Source organism: Accumulibacter sp. (genome assembly GCF_031732815.1).
Classification (GTDB): Bacteria; Pseudomonadota; Gammaproteobacteria; order Burkholderiales; family Rhodocyclaceae; genus Accumulibacter.
This window is the reverse complement of the sequence record NZ_JAVMKF010000206.1, coordinates 1-2,617: the sequence shown is the minus strand read 5'-3', so window position 1 is coordinate 2,617 and position 2,617 is coordinate 1. Positions and strand designations below refer to the sequence as shown.

At 62.5% G+C, this 2,617-nt stretch carries 3 protein-coding genes and 1 pseudogene; 2 read left to right on the top strand and 2 right to left on the bottom strand.

Annotated elements, in window-relative coordinates; genetic code table 11:
* Positions 1-389 (bottom strand): annotated as a pseudogene (locus RKP46_RS13120) (hypothetical protein); the annotation flags it as partial.
* 171 nt (positions 390-560) lie between these two features.
* The gene (locus RKP46_RS13115) at positions 561-887 is read right to left on the bottom strand and encodes a c-type cytochrome (RefSeq protein ID WP_311107048.1); all 327 of its coding nucleotides are present in this window, start codon (positions 885-887) and stop codon (positions 561-563) included.
* A gap of 206 nt (positions 888-1,093) precedes the next feature.
* Here RKP46_RS13115 and RKP46_RS13110 point away from each other — a divergent pair, with 206 nt between their 5' ends.
* A complete protein-coding gene (locus RKP46_RS13110; RefSeq protein WP_311107047.1) occupies positions 1,094-2,155 on the top strand; it encodes a c-type cytochrome in 1,062 nt (353 codons plus the stop codon).
* Positions 2,156-2,617, top strand: a 462-nt coding sequence (locus RKP46_RS13105) for a cytochrome c (RefSeq protein WP_311107046.1), incomplete at its 3' end; no start/stop codon positions are given.

The window sequence follows — 2,617 nt, the reverse complement described above, 5'->3', positions numbered from 1 at the left end:
ATTCCGAAGGGATGATCGAAGGAATAGTTCGTCACGGAAAATGCCTGGTTCGAATCGTGACAGGACAGACAGGCGATCGATTGCGAACCGACTGCCGGCTTGTCGGCATATTGCGCCCGACCGATATCGTCGAACATCGCAAAGATGTGGTCGCCGGACAGTGCATGCTGCCATGCCGGCACGACCCGGCGAGCCTCGCCGTCAGGCAGGTTGAGCGAAGGGGTATGGCAGAACACGCACACTTCCATGGCATCCTTCATGGCCCCTCCGCGAGCGAGGCTGTGCGGCGTCTGCCGGATATCGGACACGGCCCCCTCTGCAAGGAAGAGAATTGCGAATCCAGTCAGCCAGCGCATCATTCTTGTTCTTGTTCCTTGGGTCTCGCTCATGGAGGCGCTTCAAGCATTGCGTCCGCGAAAATCAAACATTCCTCCCGAAAACGGGAAAAATCGCCGCGACCCGTTTCCGGGCCGCGGCGCCAAAAGACTGCCGGGTAATTCAGGGGGAGAGGCCAACACGCACCCCGGCAGCCAAAACTAATTAATGAAACACCCATCCATCTAGCGCACACCGGCAAGGATATAGTCGGTTGCCGCAGCAGCCTGCGCATCAGTCACGGAAGCGTTGCCTCCCTTGGGCGGCATCGCGCCACGGCCCTTGAGCACGGATACCATCAATTCCTTGCGCCCTCGCAACACCCGCGGTTCCCAGTCACTGCGGACACCGTAGCGGGGCGCACCCACGACGCCGTTGGTGTGACATGCGGCACAGACTTCGACATAGATCCGCCGACCTTCGGAAGCATCGGCCGCCCAGACGCTTCCCGCCACTGCGGAGAACGCAGCTGCAACAGTGACGCAGAACCACCTGGCGAACTTCTCGATCATGTTGTCCTAAGCCCAATCCGATGTTCACCTGTCAGCGGCAAGTCCGGTTCCTGTGGGAATCACGCAGGCGCGGTATCGGCACGCAAAAATCCGTCGACACCCATGCAACTCTCGTGCCACTTCCCGTTATCGGGAAACGTGGCCCGGTTCTTGCTGAAGCCCTGTCGGGTTCACAACACCGTCCATTGACGGCAAGGAAGAAAAGAATGTCGCTACTCCGCTCCGCGCACCGTGCTCGATGCGTCCTGCTCGCCCTGCTTGCCGTGGCCGGCGGATCACTCGCCACCGCCGGCGAGCGTCCGCTGAAAGGCGGACCGATCAAGCCCGAGGTGATCTATCACAACTACTGTTCGGTCTGCCACGGCGACCGGGGCGACGGTAACAGCCGTGCCAAGGGCAGTCTCGTACCGCCGCCGCGTGACTTCACCAAGGCCGCCGAACTGACCCGCTCGACGATGATCACGATCGTGACGCACGGCAAGGAAGGCACCGCGATGACGGGGTGGACCACCCAGCTCAACGCGAAGGAAATCGAAGCGGTCGTCGACTACATCCGTTCGACCTTCATGGTCGTCGCGCTGGATCCACGACTACAGAAAGGGCGTTCGCTGTATGCGCATAATTGCGTCGCCTGTCATGGCGACCGTGGCCAGGGGGCGCCTATCGCGACCGGCGTCGTCCCGCCGCGCGATTTTTCCTCACCGCAGTCGCGCGCGGAACTGACCCGCGAACGGATGATCCAGTCCGTCACGCATGGCCGCCCCAACACCAGCATGGCGGCTTTCGGTGGGCGACTGCAGGCGGATGACATCGGCGCCATCGTCGACTACATCCGTGCCGCGCTCATGGTTCCCGAAACTCGTGGCATTTCCGGGACCGACGCCCATGCAGGCCGTCGTGGCGCTGCAAACCGCGATGACGGCATGTCGCAGCCTTTCCAGAGCACCCTGAAGCCGAACGTCACCGCGGGACGCAAGCTCTACATGGCGACCTGCGCCACCTGCCACGGTGAAAACGGAGACGGCAAGGGACCACGCGCCTACTTCATACGTCCGAAGCCCCGCAATTTCCTGGACCCGGGGTTCCGCAGCACCTTCAACCGCCCGGCGTTGTACACTGCGGTGGCAGAAGGCCGTCTCGGGACCGAGATGCCCGCCTGGAACAAGGTGCTCACCGAGCAGGAAATGGTAGACGTGAGCGAATTCGTGTTTACCCGCTTCGTGCGTCCGGCCGCAAGCCGGGCCGGAACCGCCACCAAGGACAAGTAATTGATCGTTCGTACCCTCGCAGCGACGGTGGCCGTCGCTGCGGCGTCGCTCTGGGCCCCGGCGGCAACGGCATCGACCCCGGTAGATGGACGTGCCGTCTATAACTTCCGTTGCTATTTCTGCCACGGCTACTCCGGGGATGCCAAGACACTGGCGTCCACCTATCTGGCACCCAAGCCGACCGACTTCACGCGCGCCGACCCGGCCCGGCTGACGCGCGACCTCGTTCTGCAAACCCTGCGCGATGGACGCCCGGGGACAGCCATGAAATCCTTCGCAACCGTCATCGATGAGCGCGAAATGCAGGCCGTTGCGGAATTCGTTGTCGACGAGTTCGTTCGCCGCAAGGCACGCAATACGAACTACCACACGGCCGAGAACGGTTGGCCCGGGCATGAGCGCTACCGCCCTGCCTTTCCGTTTGCCACCGGCGAGATTCCGCTTTCCCGCCCCTGGGAAGAA

Bases quoted from the DNA above. Each gene is read 5' to 3' on its own strand.
- RKP46_RS13115 (WP_311107048.1), bottom strand. From the start codon at position 887: ATGATCGAGAAGTTCGCCAGGTGGTTCTGCGTCACTGTTGCAGCTGCG.
- RKP46_RS13110 (WP_311107047.1), top strand. From the start codon at position 1,094: ATGTCGCTACTCCGCTCCGCGCACCGTGCTCGATGCGTCCTGCTCGCC.